Origin of the sequence: Streptomyces sp. NPDC052299 (assembly GCF_040679335.1) — a bacterium.
GTDB lineage: Bacteria > Actinomycetota > Actinomycetes > Streptomycetales > Streptomycetaceae > Streptomyces.
This window is the reverse complement of record NZ_JBFAUP010000031.1, coordinates 1-20,415: the sequence shown is the minus strand read 5'-3', so window position 1 is coordinate 20,415 and position 20,415 is coordinate 1. Positions and strand designations below refer to the sequence as shown.

Below are 20,415 nucleotides of genomic sequence, written 5' to 3'. Positions count from 1 at the left end.
ACAAGATGACAGAGGACCTCTCACCAGCTGAGCGCTACCAGGCTTCCCGGCTCCGGGCGGCCGAGCAGGCGACCGCTCTCGGGCCGTTCCGCGAGATGTACGACTTCGATCTCGACCCGTACCAGATCGAGGCGTGCAAGGCGCTGGAGGCCGGGAAGGGCGTGCTCGTCGCCGCGCCCACCGGCTCGGGCAAGACGATCGTCGGCGAATTCGCCGTGCACCTCGCCCTGGAGCAGGGCCGCAAGTGTTTCTACACCACGCCGATCAAGGCCCTGTCGAACCAGAAGTTCGCCGACCTGGTGCGGCGCTACGGCTCCGACAAGGTCGGCCTGCTCACCGGTGACAACAGCGTCAACGCGGACGCCCCGGTCGTCGTCATGACCACCGAGGTCCTGCGGAACATGCTGTACGCGGGCTCCCAGGCGCTGAACGGCCTCGGACACGTGGTCATGGACGAGGTGCACTACCTCTCCGACCGCTTCCGGGGCGCCGTCTGGGAAGAGGTGATCATCCACCTCCCCGAGTCGGTCACCCTGGTCTCCCTGTCGGCGACCGTGTCCAACGCGGAGGAGTTCGGCGACTGGCTGGACACCGTGCGCGGCGACACCGAGGTGATCGTCTCCGAGCAGCGGCCCGTCCCGCTCTGGCAGCACGTGCTGGCCGGGCGACGGATGTACGACCTCTTCGAGGAGGAGTCCGACCACGGCGGCCGCGGCACCGGCCGCCGGGAGGTCAACCCCGACCTCGTCCGCCTCGCCCGCATGGAGAACCAGCGCGGGTACAACCCCCGCGAGCGCCGCCGCGGCAAGATGGTCCGCGAGGCGGACCGCGAGCGCGAGCGGCGCCAGCGCAGCCGGATCTGGACGCCCTCCCGTCCCGAGGTCATCGACCGGCTGGACGCCGAGGGGCTGCTCCCCGCGATCACGTTCATCTTCAGCCGGGCCGCCTGCGAGGCGGCCGTCCAGCAGTGCCTGCACGCCGGGCTCCGGCTCAACGACGACGACAACCGCCGGCTCGTCCGGGAGATCGTGGAGGAGCGGACGGCGTCCATCCCGTCCGAGGACCTGCACGTCCTGGGCTACTACGAGTGGCTGGAGGGCCTTGAGCGGGGCATCGCCGCGCACCACGCGGGGATGCTCCCGAGGTTCAAGGAGATCGTCGAGGAGCTGTTCGTCCGCGGCCTCGTCAAGGCCGTCTTCGCGACGGAGACCCTGGCGCTCGGCATCAACATGCCCGCCCGCTCGGTGGTCCTGGAGAAGCTCGTCAAGTGGAACGGCGAGCAGCATGCCGACATCACCCCCGGCGAGTACACCCAGCTCACCGGCCGGGCCGGACGGCGCGGGATCGACGTCGAGGGCCACGCCGTGGTGCTCTGGCAGCGCGGCATGGACCCGGGCGCCCTCGCCGGACTCGCCGGCACCCGCACGTATCCGCTGCGCTCCAGCTTCCGCCCCTCGTACAACATGGCCGTGAACCTGGTCCAGCAGTTCGGGCGGCACCGCTCGCGCGAGCTCCTGGAGACCTCCTTCGCGCAGTTCCAGGCGGACCGGTCGGTCGTCGGGATCTCCCGCCAGGTCCAGCGCAACGAGGAGGGCCTGGAGGGCTACCGCGAGGGCATGACCTGCCATCTCGGCGACTTCGAGGAGTACGCGCGGCTGCGCCGCGACCTCAAGGATCGGGAGACGGAGCTGGCCAAGCAGGGCGCGACGCAGCGGCGGGCCGCCGCCGCGGCCTCCCTGGAGAAGCTGAAGCCCGGCGATGTCATCCACGTGCCGACCGGCAAGTTCGCCGGACTCGCGCTCGTCCTCGACCCGGGGCTTCCGGCCGGCCGCACCAACGGGCACGGGCACCGCGGCATGGAGTACCACGACGGGCCCCGCCCCCTCGTGCTCACCGCCGAGCGGCAGGTGAAGCGGCTCGCCGCGATCGACTTCCCGGTGCCCGTGGAGGCCGTGGAGCGGATGCGGGTGCCGAAGTCGTTCAACGCGCGCTCGCCGCAGTCGCGCCGGGACCTGGCCTCCGCGCTGCGGACCAAGGCCGGGCACATCGTCCCGGACCGGCACCGCCGCGGGCGCGCCCCCGCCGCCGACGACCGCGAGATCGCGCGGTTGCGGGCCGAGCTGCGCGCCCACCCCTGCCACGGCTGCGACGAGCGCGAGGACCACGCCCGCTGGGCCGAGCGCTACTACCGGCTCCAGCGCGACACCCGGCAGCTGGAGCGCCGCATCGAGGGGCGCACCAACACCATCGCGCGCACCTTCGACCGGATCGTCGCCCTGCTCACCGAGCTGGACTACCTGCGCGGCAGTGAGGTCACCGAGCACGGGAAGCGGCTGGCCCGGCTCTACGGCGAGCTCGACCTGCTGGCGAGCGAGTGCCTGCGCGCCGGTGTCTGGGAGGGGCTGAACGCGGCGGAGCTCGCGGCGTGCGTCTCCGCCCTGGTGTACGAGGCGCGGCAGGCCGACGACGCGGTGGCGCCGAAGCTGCCCTCGGGGCCCGCGCGGACCGCGCTCGGCGAGATGGTCCGCATCTGGGGGCGGCTCGACTCCCTGGAGGAGGACTTCAAGATCAACCAGGCGGAGGGGGTCGGCCAGCGCGAGCCCGATCTCGGATTCGCCTGGGCGGTGTACATGTGGGCGTCGGGCCGCTCGCTGGACGAGGTGCTGCGCGAGGCGGACATGCCGGCGGGCGACTTCGTGCGCTGGTGCAAGCAGGTCATCGACGTGCTGGGCCAGGTGGCCGCCGCCGCGCCGCGCGAGAACAGCACGGTGGCGCGGAGCGCCCGGAAGGCGGTCGACGAGGTGCTGCGGGGCGTGGTCGCGTACAGCTCGCTGGGCTGAGACACGCGGAAGCCGGCCGGGCGCGCGGTCCGGTCGGCTTCTGTGCGGCTCCCTTTCTAGGACCTGCCGCCTCGGCTCATTTTCATCGACGCGCCCGCGCAGACCAGTCCGAGCAGGGCGGTCAGTCCGCCGATGATGACGTTGTTGAGGATGACGCCGGTGTCCGGGCTGCTGCCCACCACCCAGGGCGAGATGATCATCCACGCACCCATGGCGCAGATGGCCCAGCTCAGGCCGTACATCCGCTGCGGCATCGCGGTGAACCCGAGGCCGAGCAGGGCGATCGCGATGCCCATGACCAGGTTGTGCGTCACCAGGGCGGACTGCGAGGTGGTGAAGTGCAGCACCCACGGAGAGACGGCGCAGTACAGACCGACCAGGAAGACCGGCGCGTCCACGAGTGCCACGTCGCGGCCGCCCATCACGCGGGCGTAGCGGTCACTCATTTCCGATACATCGGGGTGTCCGGCCATGTCGTGGCCGACGTGCGAGACGTTTGACATGAGTTTCGTCCCCTTCGGATCATGCGGACCCGGTCACCGTCACGCGCGGGAAGTGGCCCGCACTGTCCAGTCTGCTCTTATCCGACGCTTATGTGCGGGTTCGGGGCGACCGGATTCCGCGGGATCCGCACCGGCCCTCGCGGTGGGCCGCCCGGCCCACCGCGAGGAACTGATCAGGCCGCGGGCGGCATCAGGACCGTGTCCACGATGTAGACCGTGGCGTTGGCCGTGGGGACGTTGCCGCAGACGACCTTTGACGAGTCGTTCACGGTGTATGTCATGTCCGAACCCGAGGTTGTCAGCGCGCCCTTCTCCAGGGTCTCGAAGGAGCCCTTCTCCAGCTGCTTCGGCGTCAGCTTCTGGCCCACCACGTGGTACGTGAGGACCTTGGTGAGCGCGTCCTTGTCGGCCAGCAGCTTGTCCAGGTCGGCCTTCGGGACCTTGGCGAAGGCGTCGTTGGTCGGGGCGAACACGGTGATGTTCTGCGCGTTGTTGAGCGTGTCCACCAGTCCGGCCTTCTTGACCGCGGTGACCAGGGTGGACAGCGCCGGGTTGTTCGAGGCCGCCGTCGCCACGGGGTCCTTCGCCATGCCGGTGAACGACCCGGCGCCGCTCTTCGGGACCGAGGCGCAGGCGGGGCCGAAGGGCTTGTCCGTGTCCATGGACTTCTCGGCGGACGGCGAGGCGGGCGCCTTCGCGGAGCCGGCGCTCGGCCCGGAGGCGCTGTCCTTGGAGTCGTCGGAGCAGGCCGTCAGGGCCAGCGGCAGGACGAGCGCGGCGGACAGCGCGACCGCGGCGCGGCGGGCGTGGATGACCTTCATGGTGTTCTCCTGTTGGGGTAATCGATTGATTGCGTACGGTAATTGGCATGGGGTGTGCGCGGCCCGGGCGGCGGCGCACATGTCGGGGGCGGCGGGACCGCGTGCTCAGGACACGTCGACCACCACCGAGTGCCATCCGGTGGCGCCGTCCGGCACGGTGCCGGCGCGCCGGGCGGTCTGGGTGGCGCCGGTCCCGTCGGTCGCGCGGACCTCCAGGGTGTGGCTGCCCGGGGTGGCCGGCCACTCCCACACCCACTGGCGCCAGATGTCCCGGCCACCCGGCGCCGCCAGCCGGGCCGGGTGCCACGGGCCGCCGTCCACCCGGACCTCGACCCGGCTGATCCCGCGGTGCTGGGCCCAGGCCACCCCGGCGACCGGCACCGTGCCCGCCCCGGGTGAGGCGAAGGGGCGCGGGGTGTCGATGCGGGCCTGGGTCTTGACGGGCGCCCGCCGGGACCAGGACCGCTTCACCCAGTACGCGTCGTACGCGTCGAAGGTGGTCAGCTCGATGTCCTTGAGCCACTTGCAGGCCGACACGTATCCGTACAGCCCGGGGACGACCATCCGGACCGGGAAGCCGTGCTCGAAGGGCAGCGGCTCCCCGTTCATGCCGAAGGCGAGCAGGGCGTCGCGACCGTCCATGACGTCCTCGACCGGGGTGCCGAGCGTCATGCCGTCCACCGAACGCGCCACGAGCTGGTCGGCCGGCCCGCCCTCGGACGGGGCCCGCACCCCCGCCTCCCGCAGCAGGTCGGCCAGGCGCACACCGAGCCACCGGGCGTTGCCCACGTACGGCCCGCCCACCTCGTTCGAGACGCAGGTGAGCGTGATGTCGCGCTCCACGGCCTTCCGGCGCAGCAGGTCGTCGAAGGTGAGCGTCACCGGCCGGGGCACGCCCTTCCCGTGGATCCGCAGCCGCCACGCCCCGGCGTCCACCCTCGGCACGACCAGGGCCGTGTCGACGCGGTAGAAGTCCTTGTTGGGCGTGACGAACGGGCTCAGCCCCCGGACGCCCAGCTCCGCGCCGGACGGCAGGGCGGGGGCGGGCGAGTCGGGCGCGGGGAGCCTCAGCTTGCGGCGGGACGCCTCGGCGTCGGCCCGCACGGCCGAGGTGCGCCGCCGCCCCAGCAGCCCCGCCCCCGCGGAGGCCACCGTCGCGACACCCGCCGCGACGACGAACCCGCGCCGGTCGAAGCCCCCGGCGGCCCGCTCCCCGGCCGGGCGGGCCGGGGCCAGCCGCCCGGACAGCAGATACAGCACCCCGGCACCCGCCAGCGCGCCCACCACCGACGGCAGCGCGTCCGGGACCCGGCCCTCCGGCCGCCCGACCGCCGCCGTCGCCCCGACCGCGCCGAAGACCAGCACGGCCGCCGACCCGGCGAGCCGGTGACGGAGCGCCAGCAGGCCGACCGCCACGGCGAACAGCGCCAGGACGGCCAGGATGCCGAGCTCCAGGACCAGCTTGTCGTCGGTCCCGAAGTTCCGTACGGCGAAGTCCTTCAGCGCCGGGGGAGTGCGGTCGATCACCGCACCGCCCACCGCCGTCACCGGACCCGCCTCGGGCCGCACCGGCGCCGCCGCCAGTTCGGCGACGGCCAGCGCACTGAACCCGGCGATCACGCCGCTGAGCGCGGCACAGGCCGCCCGCAGCGCGCGGGACCGCCGGGGCGCGGCGGCCCCGGTCTCCGGATCGTTCAGCTCTTCACTCACGCCGGGAATTCGGTGCCGGGCGCCCGCCGGATTGGTCTGTCACCTGATCGAGTGAACGCCGGATTACGCCAATCCGCCGAGCCGCCCGCAACGAACCACTTCCAGAGAGGCATCGCGCCGGGACCGGTGCCGGAGGGAGCGAGATGAGCGACAGGCGGCGACGCACGGCCGTGGTGGGCAGCGGGGTGGCGGGACTGACCGCCGCTCACATCCTGCGCAGGACGCACGACGTGACGCTGTTCGAGGCGGACGACCGGGTGGGCGGACACGCCCACACCCACGAGCTGCCCGGGGCGGACGGCCGCGTGCACCACGTGGACTCCGGCTTCATCGTGCACAACCGGCGCACCTACCCGCACCTGCTGCGGCTCTTCGCGGAACTCGGCGTGCCCACGCAGGAGTCGGAGATGAGCATGTCCGTCCGGTGCGAGGGATGCGGCCTGGAGTACGCGGGCGCCCGCGGCCCGGCCGGTCTCCTCGCCCGTCCGGCCTCCCTCCGCGATCCCGCCTATCCGCGGATGCTCGCCGCCGTGCCCCGCTTCCACCGGCTGGCCCGGCGGCTGCTGCGGGACGGCGGACCGGACGCGGACACGCTGACGCTGGGCGAGTTCGCGGCACGCGGCCGCTTCTCGCCGTACTTCACCGCACACTTCCTGACGCCCGTGGTGGCGGCGGTCTGGTCCTGCGACCCGGTGACCGCGATGCGCTACCCGGCGCGCTACTTGTTCCGCTTCCTCGACCACCACGGCATGCTCACGATCGGCGGCTCCCCGGCCTGGCGCACCGTCACCGGCGGCTCCCGCGCCTATGTGGAGCGCGTGACCAAGCAGCTCACCGCCGTCCGCACCGCCACCCCGGTCCGCGCCGTGCGGAGGCACGCGGACGGCGTGGGGATCACCACCGAGGACGGCACCACCGAGCCCTTCGACCACGTCGTCCTCGCCACCCACCCCGACCAGGCGCTCCGCCTCCTCGCCGACCCCACCGACGACGAGACCCGCACCCTGGGCGCCTTCCGCTACTCCCGCAACGCGACCCTGCTGCACACCGACACCCGGCTGCTGCCCGGGGCGCCCGGCGCCCGCGCCTCCTGGAACTACCTGATGCCGGACTGCGCCGCCGACGCCTCCCACGTCACCGTCAGCTACGACATGAACCGGCTCCAGCGCCTCGACGCCCCGGAGACCTTCGTCGTCACCCTCAACGGCGCCGACCGCGTCGCCCCCGGCCTCGTCCGCGCCCGCATGGTCTACGAACACCCCGTCTACACCCCGGAGTCCGTGGCCGCCCAGGCCCGCCTCCCCGCCCTGTCCGGGCCGGTCACCGCCTACGCGGGGGCCTACCACGGCTGGGGCTTCCACGAGGACGGCTGCCGCTCGGGCGCCGAGGCCGCGGCGGCCCTGGGAGTGGACTGGTGAACGCCCTCTACCCGTGCACGGTCACCCACCTGCGGACCGCGCCGACCCGCTACGGCTTCCGCCACCGCACCTACCTGTGGCTGACCGACCCCGACGGGCCGCCGCCGCTGCCCCGCGCCCTGGGCTTCCTCGCACGCTTCGACGCCCGCGACCACTTCGGCGGGACCTCCCCGACCATCCGGGCCGGGCTCGCCCGCTTCCTGGCCGCGCGCGGCGTCGACCTCGCCGACGGCACCGTCCTCATGCTGAGCCAGGCCCGCGTATTCGGCTACGTCTTCAACCCGCTGACCGTCTACTGGTGCCGGCGCGCCGACGGCACCCCGCTGTGCACGGTCGCCGAGGTCCACAACACGTACGGCGAACGCCACTGCTACCTGCTGCGCCCGGACGACCGGGGGCGGGCGGTCACCAGCAAGGAGTTCTACGTATCGCCGTTCTTCGGCACCGACGGCGAGTACTGGATGCGGCTGCCGGAACCCGGGCCGGAACTGTGCCTGACGGTCCACCTGGAGCGCTCGGGCAGCCGCCCGTTCACCGCGACCGTCCGGGGTGAGCGGCGCCCGGCGACCTCCCGCGTCCTGCTCGCCCTCGCCCTGCGCCACCCCTGGTCCACGGCCGTCGTCTCCGCCGCCATCCGGCTGCACGGCATACGCCTCTACCTGCGCGGGCTGCCCGTCCGCCCCCGCCCCCACCACCGCACCCAGGAAGGCATGCGATGACCGCCTCCACGTTCCGCACCCCGTCCGTGCCCGCCCCCGCCCGTGCCCCGGGCATCGACCCGGCACGCTGGCCGGACGTCGTGAACCTGCCCCGAGCCTCCCGGCTGCGGACGGCCGCCGCCGAGCGGATCGTCCGCCACGCCCTGGCCCGGCTGCCGCTGCGCGTGCGCCTCCGCGGGCGCGCGGACATCGGGCTCGGCGGGCCGCTGCTGGACGTCCTCGACCCCGACGCCTTCTTCCGCAGGATCGGCGCGAGCGGGCTCATCGGCTTCGGCGAGTCCTACATGGCCCGCGAGTGGGAGGCGCCCGATCCGGTCGCCGTGCTGACGGTCCTGGCGGGAGAGGTCGCCACCCTGGTCCCGCGGCCCCTGCAACGGCTGCGCGGACTGTGGGCGCGCCGCCACCCCGAGGCCCAGACCGGCACCCGCGAGGGGGCCCGGACGAACATCAGCCATCACTACGACCTGTCCAACGAGCTGTTCGCGCTCTTCCTGGACGAGACGCTCAGCTATTCCTCCGCGGTGTTCCGCGGCTTCCCCGCCGAACCGGCCCTGCTCCCCGCCGCCCAGCACCGCAAGATCGACCGGCTGCTCGACCTCGCCGCCGTCGGCCCCGGCACCCGGCTCCTGGAGATCGGCACCGGCTGGGGCGAACTCGCGATCCGGGCCGCCGCCCGAGGCGCCCGGGTCGTCTCCGTCACCCTCTCCCGGGAACAGCGCGACCTGGCCCTCCGGCGGATCGCGGCGGCGGGCCACGCGGACCGGGTCGACGTCCGGCTGTGCGACTACCGGGACATCGGGGAGAGCTACGACGCGATCGTCAGCGTCGAGATGATCGAGGCGGTCGGCGCCGAGTTCTGGCCCGTCTACTTCAGGACCCTGGACCGGCTGCTCGGCCCCGGCGGCCGGATCGCCCTGCAGGCCATCACCATGCCCGACGACCGGATGCGGGCAGGGCGGGACACCTTCACCTGGATCCAGAAGTACATCTTCCCGGGTGGTCAGCTCCCGTCCACCGAGGCCATCGACCGGGCCACCGCCGACCACACCGGGCTGCGCGTCGAACGGTCCGACGGCTTCGGCACGCACTACGCCGAAACGCTCAGGCTGTGGCGCGAACGCTTCACAGAACAGGCGGAAGCCGTCGACGCCCTCGGCTTCGACGCGACCTTCCGCCGCATGTGGACCCTCTACCTCGCCTACTCCGAAGCGGGCTTCCGCTCCGGCTACCTCGATGTGCGGCAGCTGCTGCTGACCCGTCGGGAAGACGACCGTAGGGGCGTGGACCAGATCCTCGCCGTCCGGCCCGGTGGTGACGGGGAGTCCGGGATGCCGGCCGGCCGCGAGGTGCTGCGAAGGGCCGGGGACGCGGGGTGAGCGGCTTCGCCTGGGAGGCGTTCGCGCGGGGTTTCGCGCCCTGCGCGGGCGCCGCGCTGATCGTCCTGCTCGTCGCGTTCGCCGCCGGGGTCCGCAAAGGCCTGCACCGGGGCGTGGACGTCGCCTGGGGGCTGGGCTTCGCCGCCGTCGCCCTCGTCTCGTACGGTCTGTCGGCGGGGGAGGGGGACGCCGGGCGCAGGCTCCTCGTCACGGCGCTCACCGTGGTCTGGGGGCTGCGCCTGGCGTGGCACATCGCCCGGCGCGGACGTGGTCACGGGGAGGACCCGCGCTACGCGAAGATGCTTGCGAAGGCGCCCGGCGACCCGGACCTCTACGCCCTGCGCAAGGTGTACCTCCTCCAGGGCGCGCTGGTCTGGCTGGTCTCGCTGCCGGTGCAGGCGGCCGGCTACCTCACCGCCCCGGTGAACGCCCTGGCGTGGGCCGGAGCGGTGCTCTGGGCGGCCGGGATGTTCTTCGAGGCCGTGGGCGACCACCAGCTGGCCCGTTTCAAGGCCGGCCCGGACAACCGGGGCAGGATCATGGACCAAGGGCTCTGGTCCTGGACCCGCCATCCCAACTACTTCGGGGACTTCTGCGTCTGGTGGGGCCTGTTCCTGATCGTCTGCCAGGCCCCGGCCGCCGCGGCCGCCACACTGGTCGCGCCCGCCCTGATGACGTATCTGCTCATCGGCGGCAGCGGCAAGGCCCTCCTGGAACGGCACATGGCCGACCGCCCCGGCTTCGCCGCGTACGCCGCGCGCACCAGCGGCTTCTTTCCGCGCCCGCCGCGCCGGAGCCGAAGGGGGCCGGTCCGGTGAGCCCCGGACCGGCCGCCGCTCACGCGGGCAGCTCCATCAGCGCCACCGGGTCCGAGGTCGGCCGCGCCGAACCGCCCGCCGGTTCCACGGTGACGCCCATGCCCGTGGCCCCGTCGACCGGGCCTTCGAGCAGCGCCGTGTACGTGGTCGAGGACGGGCCCGAGGCGTGCATCAGGCCCGCCGGGCGCATCGTGCCCCCGTCGGCGAACCACAGCTGGTAGACCTTCCCGCTGGGTGCCTCGGGCAGCCCGGAGGCGAGGAACACCGCCCGGTCCTCGCTCCGGGAGACCACCACCGTGCCCTGCGCCCCGTCGTCCAGCGTGCCGGACGCGGTCTTCGCGTCGGGCGCGGCGAGGACCCGGGCCACCTGCTCGGCCCGGAGCCGGGCCGCGTCCGCCTGCCGCTGGGCGTCCCGCGCCTCCTGGTGCTGCCACACGGCGATCCCGCCGAAGCCCGCCGCCGCCGCGAGGCAGGCGGCCAGGGCGAAGCGGGACCACCGCGCCGCGCCGCGCCGTCGGTCCGGGGAGCGCTCGCGGCGGGGGAGGGCGGGCGGCTCCTGGCGTACGGTCGTGATCTCCCGGAGCACCCGCTCCCGCAGCTCGCGGGAGGCCGGGGCGGCGACGGCGAGGCCGAGGCGGGTCGCGGTCTCGGAGAGTTCGCGCACCTCGGTGGAGCAGGCTTCGCAGTCGCCCAGGTGGCGCTCGAAGTCCCGGCTTTCGTTGTCCGGCAGGGCGTGCAGGGCGTAGGCGCCCGTCAGCGTGTGGAGTCCGGCGTCGGTCATGAGGCCACCCCGAGGCAGTCGCGCATCCGGATCAGCCCGTCGCGCAGTCGAGTCTTGATCGTGCCGAGCGGCACCGCGAGCAGTTCGGCCACCTCGCGGTAGGTGAGCCCCCGGTAGTACGCCAGGGTGACGGATTCCCGCTGCAGCTCGGACAGCGTCCGCATGCAGCGGCGCACCTGTTCGCGTTCGAGCCGGGTCTCGACCTGTTCGGTGACCTCGTCGAAGGCGGGAGTGCGGTCGAGGAGGGCGGCCTTGTGCTCCCGGGCTGCCGACGCCTGCGCCGAGCGGACCCGGTCGACGGCGCGGCGGTGGGCGAGGGTCAGCACCCAGTTCATGGCGCTGCCCCGGGCCGCCTGGAAGCGCGACGCGGTGCGCCAGACCTCCACCAGGACCTCCTGGGCGACCTCCTCCGACTGGGCGGGGTCGCGCAGCACGCTGCGGACGAGCCCGAGCACGGGGCCGCTCACCACGTCGTAGACCTGGGCGAAGGCGTCCTGGTCGCCCCGGGCGACCCGTCCCATCAGCTCCTGGAGGTCCGGCCCCGCCGAGGCCGTTCCGCTGATGTACACGGCTTCTTTCACGCGGGGTTCCCTTCGGTGGTCATCGCTCTCCAGGGTGATTCGGAGCCGGTGCCCCGGCGGATTGGCCGGAATCCGGGGATCCTTCCACGACCCCGCGGAGGACCGGCCAAGAAACGCGATACATCGTGGTTGACGCGTCTTCGGAAATCGAGCTATGTTCGGCCACGAGTATTCGGGGGCGAGGGAAAGTTCGGAGGTGGGGCTGCGGTGGCCAAGCGGCGCAAGCTCAGCAATCCGCTGGCGCTCACGGTGATGGTGCTGCTCGCCGAGCGGTGCATGCATCCGTACGAGATCGCCCAGACCCTCCGCAGGCGCGGCAAGCAGCACAGCGTGAAGATCAACTTCGGCTCGCTCTACACCGTCGTCCAGAACCTGGAGAAGCACGGATACGTCGAGGTGGCGGGCGTACAACGCCAGGGCAACCGCCCGGAGCGCACGCTGTACGGCCTCACCGAGGCCGGGCGCGCCGAGATGCTGCACTGGCTGTCCGACCTGATCGCGGTGCCGGCCGAGGAGTATCCGGTCTTCGACACGGCCCTGGCCCTGCTTCCCGCGCTGCCCCCGGAGGAGGTGGACGAGCTCCTCGTGGACCGCGAGCAGGCGCAGATCGTGCGGGCCGCGGCGCTGCGCGGGGTGCTCGCCCAGCTCGGGGACTCGGTGCCCCGCGTCTTCGTCGTGGAGACGGAGTACCAGCTCCACATGCTGGAGGCGCAGCTGGAGTGGATCCGTACCTTCCGCAAGGAGATCGGCGAGGCCACCATCAGCGGCATCGAGGAGTGGAGGTCGTTCCACGAGACCGGTGAGGTCCCGCAGGAATGGCAGGACCTCGAAGACCGCGAGTAAGCAGAAAAAGACCCCGGCGGGGCCGTTGCAGCGGTCCGCGCCGGGGTCTCGAACCCCAAAGCCGGACGACCGTGGAGGCGGCCCGGGCGATCGAGGTGCGGCACACCCAGGATAGCCCGGCACTCCTGCACGGACCGGCTCGACGGCGTCCGGAGAACCGGACGCCCGGCCGACCACAGGAGAGCTCCGTCATGAGCACCCGTGCGCCCGCTGTCGAGGCGCGACACATCGTCAAGACCTATCCGGGAGGGGTCACCGCTCTGCGCGGCATGGACCTCACCGTCACCGCCGGCACCGTCTTCGGGCTCCTCGGGCCCAACGGTGCCGGGAAGTCCACCACCGTCAAGATCCTCACCACCCTCGCACGCCCCGACTCCGGGACCGCCGCCGTCGCCGGGCACGACGTCCTCGCCCACCCGGACCGGGTGCGCCGCGCGATCGGTGTTGTCGCCCAGAAGTCCGGCGCCGACCCGGTCGCCACCGGCCGCGAGAACCTGCTCCTCCAGGGTCGGCTCTACGGGATGCGGGGCGCAGCCGTGCAGCGCCGCGCCGATGAGCTGCTGGAGCGGTTCACCCTCGCGGACGCGGGGAAGCGCCTGGTCAAGGGGTACTCGGGTGGCATGCTGCGCCGCCTGGACGTGGCACTCGGGCTGATGCACCGCCCCGAGGTGCTTTTCCTGGACGAGCCGACGACCGGGCTCGACCCGGAGGCCCGTACGGCGATGTGGGACGAGATATCCCGGCTGGCCGGCGACGAGGGCCTGACCATCGTCCTGACCACGCACTACCTGGAGGAGGCGGACCGCCTCGCGGAACGCATCGCGATAGTCGACCGCGGCCGGGTCGTGGTCGAGGGCACCCCCGACGAGCTCAAGGGCGAGCTGCGCGGCGATGCCGTCCATGTGGAACTGCGCGCGGCCGCCGGTCCCGAGGCCGTCACCGCGCTCACCGGGCTGCCCGGGGTCCACGAGGCGGTGGCCGAGGGGCGCCGGGTCAGCGTCCGGGCCGAGGACGGCGCAGCGGCCGTGCCCGTGCTGCTGGCCGCGCTCGAACAGGCCGGGGCCACCGTCGCGGCGGCCACCGTCGCCCGCCCCTCGCTGGACGACGTCTATCTGCGGTACGCCGGCCGCCGCTTCCAGGACGCGGAGTCCGAGGTCGCGGCGACCGCCCCCGAGCCCGCCCTCGCGGGAGGTGCCCGATGAGCGGTCAGGTCCTCGTCCACACCTGGTACATGACGCAGCGTCAGCTCGCGGCGATCCTCCGGCAGCCCGTGTTCCTCGCGATGGCCCTGATCCAGCCGGTGATCTGGCTCTTCCTCTTCGGCAACCTGTTCCGGAAGGTGGTCGAGCTCGGCGGCTTCGGCACCACCTCCTACCTGGACTACCTCGTCCCCGGCATCGTCGTGATGAGCGCCCTCGGGTCGAGCATGTGGGCCGGGATGGGCACCCTGGAGGAGATCGAGCGCGGCACGCTCAACCGCTTCCTGACCACGCCGGTCAGCCGGAACGCCCTGATGAACGCCAATGTCGTACAGAACGGCATCGCCAACACCGCCCAGTCCGTCGTCATCCTGCTGCTCGGCCGGGCGGCCGGGGCCGGCTATCCGGGCGGGGCCGCCGGGCTGCTGATCCTGGTCGCCGCCTCGGTGCTGCTCGGCACCGTCTTCGGGGCGCTCTCGAACGCGGTGGGCATGATCGTGCGGCAGCGGGAGTCGATCATCGGCATCAACACCTTCCTGATGATGCCGCTCACCTTCCTGTCCTCGTCGTTCATGGCCCCGAGTCAGATGCCCGGCTGGATGCGGGAGATCGCGGCCTTCAACCCGGTCAACTGGGCCATGGTGGCCGGACGTTCCGCGCTGGGCGCCGATCCCGACTGGCAGCTGGTCGTCACCCGGTGCGGCGGGCTGCTGCTGCTCGCCGTGGCCGCCGTGGCCTTGTCGACCCGCACGTTCCGCTCGTACCAGAAGTCGGTCTGACGAAACGGCTGTGCCCCGGTCCACCGGACCGGGGCACAGCACCGCGTACGAAGGTCAGGCCGCGTTCTCCTGCTCGCGCTCCACCTGTTCGTTCCAGGCGCGCTTGACGGAGCGCCACGCCTCGTCGTCGTGGCCGAGCCGCCAGTAGCCGGAGATCGACAGCTGCGAGGCGGGGATCTCGCGCTCGAGCCGCAGGTGGCGGCGGATCTCCTTGACGAAGCCCGCCTCGCCGTGCACGAACGCCTGGACCCGGCCGGACGGGAACTCCAGCCCCGTCACCGCCTCGGTGAGCGCCTCGCCGACCGGCCGGCCGCCCCGGTGCAGCCAGGTGACCTCGACGCCGTCCGGCGTGGCGATCTTCTGCTCCTCCGCCGCGTCCGCCACCTCCACGTACGCGTGCACCACCGCGCCCGCCGGCATCTGCTCCAGCGCGGCTGCGACGGCGGGCAGCGCGCTCTCGTCGCCCGCCAGCAGGTGCCAGTACGCCGAGGCGTCGGGGGCGTAACCTCCGCCCGGGCCCAGGAAGGTCACCTGGTCACCGGCCTTCGCGCGCGCCGCCCAGGGCCCGGCGAGGCCCTCGTCGCCGTGCACCACGAAGTCGATCGCCAGCTCCCGGGCGGCCGGGTCCCAGGAACGCACCGTGTAGGTACGGGTGGTGGGCCACAGCTCGCGGGGGTACTCCTCGCGGATGCGGGCCATGTCGAAGGGGTGGGTGTAGTCCGCGCCCTCCGGCGCGAAGCACAGCTTGACGTAGTGGTCGGTGAAGCCCGCGAGCGCGAACCCGGCGAGACCGTCGCCGCCGAGCACCACCCGGATCATGTGCGGGGTGATCTGCTCGGTGCGCAGGACCTGCGCCCCCTGGGCCTTCGGTGCCCGCCGCTCCGGTCGATCTGCCACGAGGTCTGCTCCCTGCTGCCGGAATCGGAAAACCGCCAACCGATGCCCCCGATGCGGACATCGGCCTTAGGGTCACCTAACTTAACACCTCAGGATCGCAGAGCGGAGTGGAGGCGCTGGAGGGCCCCGCCCAGCCCCCACCGCGTCGCGAGCGCGTCGAGGGCCGCCGGATCGCGCGGCGCGGCGGGCAGCGCCGGGTCGAAGCCGGGCAGCGGTACGTCGTCGGCGACCCGCACCACCTTCGGCGCGACGGCCACGTAGGCGCGGGCCTCGTCGAGCCGCTTGCGCTGCGAGGGCGTCAGCTTCGCCGACGGATCGTCGACCGCGGCCATGATCCCGGCCAGATCGCCGAAGGCGTCCAGCAGCTTCGCCGCGGTCTTCTCGCCGATCCCGGGCACGCCCGGCAGCCCGTCGCTCGGGTCGCCGCGCAGCAGCGCCAGGTCCACGTACCCGGGGCCGTCCACCCCGTACTTCTCGCGCAGCCACGCCTCGTCCGTCACCTGGAGGGTGCCGACCCCCTTCAGCGGGTAGAGCACCCGCACCCCGCGGGCGTCGTCCACCAGCTGGTACAGGTCCCGGTCGCCGGTGACGATGTCGACCGGTCCGGCGGCCCGCCCGGTCAGTGTGCCGATCACGTCGTCCGCCTCGTACCCCTCGGCGCCGACCCGGGCGATGCCCAGCGCGTCCAGCACGGCCGCGATGACCGGGACCTGCGGGGCCAGCGTGTCCGGCGTCTCCTCCTCGTCGGGCACGCCCGCCCCGGTCTCGACGGCCACCCGGTGCGCCTTGTACGTCGGGATGAGGTCGACCCGCCACTGCGGCCGCCAGTCCGCGTCCCAGCAGGCGACGAGGTCGTCCGGCCGGTGGTCCTGCACGAGGCGGCCGATGAAGTCCAGCAGGCCGCGCACGGCGTTGACCGGGGTGCCGTCCGGCGCGCGCACCGAGTCGGGCACGCCGAAGTAGGCGCGGAAGTAGAGGGAAGCGGTGTCGAGGAGCATCAGGCGTCGCGTCACACGCCGATGATGCCGCACGGCACCGACAGGGGCCGCCGCGGACGCGGTTCCCGGAAAACCAGGGTGTTTTATGTGATCCAGGTCACTCTTGCGTTTGCTCCGGGTAAGCGGGGGCAGGCGCGCCATCGGAGCGGCCCACGTCGCATTTTCAACTAGTGCATGTGCCATGCGGACAGAATCCGCGCCGCTCCACGGTCTGCCGGCGGGGGAGGCAGACCGTTCTCGGTTCAACGCGTGAGGTGTATGTGTCCAGGCTGCAAGCCGAGCACTTGTACAAAGTGTTCGGCAGACGACCCGATCAAGCCGTGCAGAAGCTGCGGAGCGGCACAGGCCGCGACGCGCTGCGCGCCGACGGAACCACCGCAGCGGTGATCGACGCCTCGTTCACCGTCGAACCGGGCCAGATCTTCGTCGTGATGGGGCTGTCCGGCTCGGGCAAGTCCACGCTGCTGCGGATGCTCAACGGCCTGCTGGAGCCCACCTCCGGCCAGGTGCTCTTCGACGGCCAGGACCTGACCGCCCTGAGCCCCGCCGAGCTCCGCCGCGTCCGCTCCACCAAGATCAGCATGGTGTTCCAGCACTTCGCGCTCTTCCCCCACCGGAGCGTCCTGGAGAACGCCGCGTACGGCCTGGAGGTGCAGGGCGTCCCGCGCGCCGAACGCAACCGCCGCGCCACCGAGGCCCTGGAGCTGACCGGTCTGGCCGGCTGGGAGAAGTCCTGGCCCGACGAGCTGTCCGGCGGCATGCAGCAGCGCGTGGGCCTCGCCCGCGCGCTCGCCACCGACGCCGACCTGCTCCTCATGGACGAGTCCTTCAGCGCGCTCGACCCGCTGATCCGCCGGGACATGCAGGACCAGCTCCTGGAGCTCCAGAAGCGGCTGAAGAAGACCATCGTCTTCATCACCCACGACCTCAACGAGGCCATGCGCCTCGGCGACCGCATCGCCGTGATGCGCGACGGCGAGATAGTCCAGCTCGGCACCGCCGAGGACATCCTCGTCACCCCGGCCAACGACTACGTCGCCTCCTTCACCCAGGACGTGGACCGTGCCCGGGTGCTGACCGCCGGCGCGATCATGGCCGAGACCGACACGGTCATCGGCACCGTCTGCGACCAGGGCAAGGAGATCCGGAACACGGAGGACGTGCTCCGGGCCACCCCGGCCACCGTCACGGAGTCCACGCCGATCATCGAGCTGTTCACGCCCTGCTCGCAGAGCCGAGTCGCGGTCGCCGTGACCGACGGCAAGGGCAAGCTCCTCGGCGTCGTGCCCCGTGAGCGGCTGCTCGCCGTGCTCGGCGAGCCGATGACCCCCGCCCGGGCTCCCCAGGACGCCACGACCTCGCTGAAGAAGGTGGCCGGTGTTTAGGCTCCATCTCGGCGACTGGGTCGACTCCGCGGTCGACTGGCTCCAGAACCACCTCTCCTGGCTCTTCGACTTCATCAGCTCCGTCGTGAGCGGCATGTTCGACGGCATCGCCGCCGTGCTCTCCGCCCCGGCCCCGCTGCTCTTCGCCGGCATCGTCGCCGTCATCGCCTGGTGGCTGCGCGGCCTGCTGGCCGGCGTGCTCGCGTTCGTCGGCTTCGCCCTCATCGACTCGGTCGAGCTGTGGGACGAGGCGATGGACACGCTCACGCTGGTGCTCGTCGCGACGATCGTGACGCTGGTGCTGGCCGTGCCGCTCGGCATCTGGGCCTCCCGCTCCAAGACGGTGAGCGCGGTGACCCGGCCGGTCCTGGACTTCATGCAGACCATGCCCGCCATGGTCTACCTGATCCCCGGCGTGATCTTCTTCGGCGTCGGTGTCGTTCCCGGCATCATCGCCACCATCATCTTCGCGCTGCCCCCGGGCGTCCGGATGACCGAACTCGGCATCCGTCAGGTCGACGGCGAGCTGGTCGAGGCGGCCGAGGCGTTCGGCACGACCTCCCGCAACACCCTGCTGCGCGTCCAGCTGCCGCTGGCGCTGCCCACGATCATGGCGGGCATCAACCAGGTCATCATGCTGGGCCTGTCCATGGTGGTCATCGCCGGCATGGTCGGCGGCGGCGGCCTCGGCGGCTCCGTCTACCGGGCCATCGGCAACGTCGACGTCGGCCTGGGCTTCGAGGCCGGTGTCTCGATCGTCATCCTGGCCATGTACCTGGACCGGATGACCAGCGCCCTGGGCCGCGAGGTCTCCCCGCTCGCCCGCCGCGCGCTCGCCAAGGCCCAGTCGATGGCCGGCGGCCTGAAGATCTGGCACCACCGCCCGCAGCCGGTCGTCGCCGTCGCGGGCGTCGTCGCCCTGGCGCTCGTCGCCGGCGGCATGGGGATCTTCGGCTCCTCCGACGACGAGGCCGTCGCGGCCTCCGGCACGAAGGACATCGGCGCCGGCAAGAAGATCAGCATGGGCTACATCCCGTGGGACGAGGGCATCGCCTCCACCTTCCTGTGGAAGGAGCTGCTGGAGCGGCGCGGCTTCGAGGTCGACGTCAAGCAGTACGAGGCCGGCGCGCTGTACACCGGCATGGCGAGCGGCCAGATCGACTTCGAGACCGACTCCTGGCTGCCGGTCACCCACGCCTCGTACTGGAAGAAGTACAAGGACCGCCTGGAGGACATGGGCTCCTGGTACGGCCCCACCTCGCTGGAGCTGGCCGTTCCCACGTACGTCAAGGACGTGAAGTCCCTGACCGACCTCAAGGGCAAGGCGTCCGACTTCAAGGGCCGGATCGTCGGCATCGAGCCCAGCGCCGGTGAGATGGGCCTGCTCAAGGACAAGATCCTGCCGGGCTACGGCCTGGACAAGGAGTACAAGGTCGTCGACGGCTCCACGCCGTCCATGCTGGCCGAGCTGAAGCGCGCGTACGCCAAGAAGGAACCGATCGTCGTCCCGCTGTGGTCGCCGCACTGGGCGTACAACCAGTTCGAACTGACCAAGCTCAAGGACCCCAAGAACCTCTGGGGCAAGGGCGACGGCATCCACACGCTGACCCGCAAGGGCTTCACCGGGGACAACCCCGAGGTCGGCAAGTGGCTCAAGGACTTCAAGATGAGCGAGGACCAGCTCACCAGCCTTGAGGCCCAGATCCAGAAGAGCGGCTCCGGCAAGGAGCAGGAGGCCGTCCGCACCTGGCTGAAGGCCAACCCGGACGTCGCCGACAAGTGGACCCCGGTCGAGAAGTCCGCCCCGGCCAAGGGTGCGAACGGCAAGGACGAGCGCGACCGCCCGGTCGAGATGGCCTGGTTCCCCTGGGAGGAGGACATCGCCGCCACGTACCTGTGGAAGGCCGTCCTGGAGGAGCGCGGCTACAAGATCAACCTCAAGCAGTTCGAGGTCGGTCCGATGTACACCGCGATGTCGCGGGGCCAGATCGACGTGCAGTTCGACGGCTGGCTCCCCTTCACCCAGAAGAACTACTGGGACAAGTACGGCTCCAAGCTGACGGACATCGGCTCCTGGTACGGCCCCACCTCCATCGAGGTCGCGGTGCCCGACTACGTCAAGGACGTGAAGTCCCTGGCCGACCTCAAGGGCAAGAGCTCGGAGTTCAAGGGCCGCATCGTGGGCATCGAGCCCGGCACCGCCACGATGGAGAACCTGAAGAAGAACGTGCTCCCGGCCTACGGCCTGGACGACGAGTACAAGGTCGTCGACTCCTCGACGCCCGGCATGCTCGCCGAGCTGAAGCGCGCGTACGCCAAGAAGGAGCCCATCGCCGTGCTGCTGTGGACCCCGCACTGGGCGTACAGCGAGTACAAGATGACCAAGCTCCAGGACCCGAAGAAGGCGTTCGGCGAGGGCGACCGGCTGCACACCATCGCCTCCAAGGAGTTCCCGGAGAACTACCCGCAGCTGACGAAGTGGTTCAAGGACTTCAAGCTGAGCGAGGAGCAGCTCGCCGGCCTGGAGAACCAGATCCAGAAGCGCGGTACAGGGCACGAAGAGGACGCCGTGAAGGCCTGGCTGGAGAAGAACCCGGGCATCGCGGACAAGATGGCCCCCCAGTAGGAGCCGTCACCGGCCCTCACCAGGGCCGCAGCGCACCCGGCCTTTCCCAGCATCAGGTCGACCAGCTGCTGCACCGCACCCCCGGGACCTACCGCCGGCTGGAGTCCGGCGCCTGGCCGAG

Annotated in this window: 16 protein-coding genes and 1 pseudogene; 10 read left to right on the top strand and 7 right to left on the bottom strand. The window is 72.0% G+C overall.

Annotation, left to right across the window (positions count from 1 at the left end; all coding sequences use genetic code 11):
- The first annotated feature begins 5 nt into the window (after positions 1 to 5).
- On the top strand, positions 6 to 2,840 hold the full coding sequence (locus AB0L33_RS33165) for a DEAD/DEAH box helicase (RefSeq protein WP_365687303.1): 2,835 nt from the start codon (positions 6 to 8) through the stop codon (positions 2,838 to 2,840).
- A 56-nt stretch (positions 2,841 to 2,896) separates the two neighbouring features.
- Here AB0L33_RS33165 and AB0L33_RS33160 read toward each other — a convergent pair whose 3' ends face one another.
- The 3 genes from AB0L33_RS33160 to AB0L33_RS33150 all read right to left on the bottom strand — a co-directional run bounded on the left by AB0L33_RS33160 (position 2,897) and on the right by AB0L33_RS33150 (position 5,814).
- Entirely contained in the window at positions 2,897 to 3,286 is a 390-nt protein-coding gene (locus tag AB0L33_RS33160; protein ID WP_365687302.1) for an SPW repeat protein, read from the bottom strand.
- A 230-nt stretch (positions 3,287 to 3,516) separates the two neighbouring features.
- Positions 3,517 to 4,164 carry a fasciclin domain-containing protein gene (locus tag AB0L33_RS33155; protein ID WP_365687301.1) on the bottom strand — a complete coding sequence of 216 codons (648 nt, stop codon included), beginning with the start codon at positions 4,162 to 4,164 and terminating at the stop codon, positions 3,517 to 3,519.
- 105 nt (positions 4,165 to 4,269) lie between these two features.
- Positions 4,270 to 5,814, bottom strand: a complete 1,545-nt coding sequence (locus AB0L33_RS33150) for a molybdopterin-dependent oxidoreductase (protein WP_365687326.1) — start codon at positions 5,812 to 5,814, stop codon at positions 4,270 to 4,272.
- Positions 5,815 to 6,017: 203 nt separating this feature from the next.
- On the opposite strand from AB0L33_RS33150, the gene AB0L33_RS33145 reads away from it, so the two are divergent.
- The 4 genes and pseudogenes from AB0L33_RS33145 (at position 6,018) to AB0L33_RS33130 (ending at position 10,205) form a co-directional block, all read left to right on the top strand.
- Positions 6,018 to 7,292: an FAD-dependent oxidoreductase gene (locus AB0L33_RS33145; RefSeq protein ID WP_365687300.1), complete on the top strand. Its 1,275-nt coding sequence runs from the start codon at positions 6,018 to 6,020 to the stop codon at positions 7,290 to 7,292.
- Positions 7,289 to 8,011 (top strand): DUF1365 domain-containing protein, encoded by a 723-nt coding sequence (locus AB0L33_RS33140; RefSeq protein ID WP_365687299.1) that lies wholly within the window; start codon positions 7,289 to 7,291, stop codon positions 8,009 to 8,011. Before AB0L33_RS33145 ends, AB0L33_RS33140 begins: the two co-directional genes overlap by 4 nt.
- Positions 8,008 to 9,270, top strand: a pseudogene (locus tag AB0L33_RS33135) (class I SAM-dependent methyltransferase); the annotation flags it as partial. The gene AB0L33_RS33140 and the pseudogene AB0L33_RS33135, both read left to right, overlap by 4 nt.
- A gap of 113 nt (positions 9,271 to 9,383) precedes the next feature.
- Complete coding sequence (locus tag AB0L33_RS33130) at positions 9,384 to 10,205, top strand: DUF1295 domain-containing protein (RefSeq protein WP_365687298.1); 822 nt, start codon at positions 9,384 to 9,386, stop codon at positions 10,203 to 10,205.
- Positions 10,206 to 10,224: 19 nt separating this feature from the next.
- On the opposite strand, the gene AB0L33_RS33125 is transcribed toward AB0L33_RS33130, so the two are convergent.
- Both AB0L33_RS33125 and AB0L33_RS33120 read right to left on the bottom strand, forming a co-directional pair.
- Positions 10,225 to 10,986 (bottom strand): anti-sigma factor, encoded by a 762-nt coding sequence (locus tag AB0L33_RS33125; RefSeq protein WP_365687297.1) that lies wholly within the window; start codon positions 10,984 to 10,986, stop codon positions 10,225 to 10,227.
- Positions 10,983 to 11,567, bottom strand: coding sequence for a sigma-70 family RNA polymerase sigma factor (locus tag AB0L33_RS33120; protein ID WP_365687296.1), 585 nt, complete (start codon positions 11,565 to 11,567; stop codon positions 10,983 to 10,985). Before AB0L33_RS33120 ends, AB0L33_RS33125 begins: the two co-directional genes overlap by 4 nt.
- Positions 11,568 to 11,774: 207 nt before the next feature.
- Here AB0L33_RS33120 and AB0L33_RS33115 point away from each other — a divergent pair, with 207 nt between their 5' ends.
- The 3 genes from AB0L33_RS33115 (at position 11,775) to AB0L33_RS33105 (ending at position 14,388) form a co-directional block, all read left to right on the top strand.
- Positions 11,775 to 12,410: a PadR family transcriptional regulator gene (locus AB0L33_RS33115; protein WP_365687295.1), complete on the top strand. Its 636-nt coding sequence runs from the start codon at positions 11,775 to 11,777 to the stop codon at positions 12,408 to 12,410.
- Positions 12,411 to 12,601: 191 nt separating this feature from the next.
- Positions 12,602 to 13,612, top strand: coding sequence for an ATP-binding cassette domain-containing protein (locus tag AB0L33_RS33110; RefSeq protein WP_365687294.1), 1,011 nt, complete (start codon positions 12,602 to 12,604; stop codon positions 13,610 to 13,612).
- Positions 13,609 to 14,388, top strand: coding sequence for an ABC transporter permease (locus AB0L33_RS33105; RefSeq protein ID WP_365687293.1), 780 nt, complete (start codon positions 13,609 to 13,611; stop codon positions 14,386 to 14,388). Before AB0L33_RS33110 ends, AB0L33_RS33105 begins: the two co-directional genes overlap by 4 nt.
- A gap of 54 nt (positions 14,389 to 14,442) precedes the next feature.
- Here AB0L33_RS33105 and AB0L33_RS33100 read toward each other — a convergent pair whose 3' ends face one another.
- Positions 14,443 to 15,285 carry a siderophore-interacting protein gene (locus AB0L33_RS33100; RefSeq protein ID WP_365687292.1) on the bottom strand — a complete coding sequence of 281 codons (843 nt, stop codon included), beginning with the start codon at positions 15,283 to 15,285 and terminating at the stop codon, positions 14,443 to 14,445.
- Between the two features lie 89 nt (positions 15,286 to 15,374).
- On the bottom strand, positions 15,375 to 16,283 hold the full coding sequence (locus AB0L33_RS33095) for a 5'-3' exonuclease (protein WP_365687325.1): 909 nt from the start codon (positions 16,281 to 16,283) through the stop codon (positions 15,375 to 15,377).
- Between the two features lie 320 nt (positions 16,284 to 16,603).
- Here AB0L33_RS33095 and AB0L33_RS33090 point away from each other — a divergent pair, with 320 nt between their 5' ends.
- Positions 16,604 to 17,668: a betaine/proline/choline family ABC transporter ATP-binding protein gene (locus tag AB0L33_RS33090; protein ID WP_365687291.1), complete on the top strand. Its 1,065-nt coding sequence runs from the start codon at positions 16,604 to 16,606 to the stop codon at positions 17,666 to 17,668.
- Positions 17,661 to 20,294, top strand: a complete 2,634-nt coding sequence (locus AB0L33_RS33085; RefSeq protein ID WP_365687290.1) for an ABC transporter permease/substrate binding protein — start codon at positions 17,661 to 17,663, stop codon at positions 20,292 to 20,294. Before AB0L33_RS33090 ends, AB0L33_RS33085 begins: the two co-directional genes overlap by 8 nt.
- Positions 20,295 to 20,415 lie beyond the last annotated feature (121 nt).

Bases quoted from the DNA above. Each gene is read 5' to 3' on its own strand.
- AB0L33_RS33095 (WP_365687325.1), bottom strand. From the start codon at position 16,283: ATGCTCCTCGACACCGCTTCCCTCTACTTCCGCGCCTACTTCGGCGTG.
- AB0L33_RS33145 (WP_365687300.1), top strand. From the start codon at position 6,018: ATGAGCGACAGGCGGCGACGCACGGCCGTGGTGGGCAGCGGGGTGGCG.
- AB0L33_RS33160 (WP_365687302.1), bottom strand. From the start codon at position 3,286: ATGAGTGACCGCTACGCCCGCGTGATGGGCGGCCGCGACGTGGCACTC.
- AB0L33_RS33110 (WP_365687294.1), top strand. From the start codon at position 12,602: ATGAGCACCCGTGCGCCCGCTGTCGAGGCGCGACACATCGTCAAGACC.
- AB0L33_RS33125 (WP_365687297.1), bottom strand. From the start codon at position 10,986: ATGACCGACGCCGGACTCCACACGCTGACGGGCGCCTACGCCCTGCAC.
- AB0L33_RS33105 (WP_365687293.1), top strand. From the start codon at position 13,609: ATGAGCGGTCAGGTCCTCGTCCACACCTGGTACATGACGCAGCGTCAG.
- AB0L33_RS33165 (WP_365687303.1), top strand. From the start codon at position 6: ATGACAGAGGACCTCTCACCAGCTGAGCGCTACCAGGCTTCCCGGCTC.
- AB0L33_RS33155 (WP_365687301.1), bottom strand. From the start codon at position 4,164: ATGAAGGTCATCCACGCCCGCCGCGCCGCGGTCGCGCTGTCCGCCGCG.